Source organism: Bradyrhizobium sp. IC3123, from assembly GCF_020193625.1.
GTDB classification, from domain to species: Bacteria; Pseudomonadota; Alphaproteobacteria; order Rhizobiales; family Xanthobacteraceae; genus Bradyrhizobium; species Bradyrhizobium yuanmingense.
The window spans coordinates 1-457 of the sequence record NZ_JADYVF010000062.1; the positions used below are offsets into that span (position 1 = coordinate 1).

Below are 457 nucleotides of genomic sequence, written 5' to 3' on the forward strand. Positions count from 1 at the left end.
GTGCTGCAGCCGGTGACCTCCCGGGCCGACCTCGACACGCTTCCCGTCCTCACCAGCCTGGTGGCCTCGATGTACGACGAGGGATCCGACCGCTGTGCTCGTGAGGTCTACTGGTTCGTCAACGGCGACGCCTACCCGATCGGCGTCGAAGCAGGAACCGACGGTCGGCCACAGATCAGCCTGCCGGCCGAGGTCGCATCTGTTCTGACCACATTGCCGGGCTGATTCTCGAGCAGGCGTCGGGCGGTCAGCCTGCCCGTGGGCCTCAGGCCATCTTCAACCGCGACAGCGTCGCATCACGCTGCTCCGCCAAGAAGATCAGGGCCGCCGGCCGCCCACCCGACTCCCAGGCCGAGACCAATGATTGATAAAAGGTGACCAGGTCGTCGGCGCCGTCGGACCCGAACTTCTCCACCGCCTGAAGAGCGGGTTCCACCGGAGACCCAGTGTCCAACAC

The 457-nt window shown here is 66.1% G+C and carries 2 protein-coding genes; one reads left to right on the plus strand and one right to left on the minus strand.

Features of this window, described 5'->3' with window-relative positions:
• The coding region (locus I6F20_RS37620; protein ID WP_225131608.1) for a hypothetical protein at positions 1-225 on the plus strand (225 nt) is incomplete at its 5' end.
• A 40-nt stretch (positions 226-265) separates the two neighbouring features.
• Here I6F20_RS37620 and I6F20_RS37625 read toward each other — a convergent pair.
• A partial coding sequence (locus I6F20_RS37625) for a hypothetical protein (protein WP_225131610.1) occupies positions 266-457 on the minus strand: 192 nt, incomplete at its 5' end.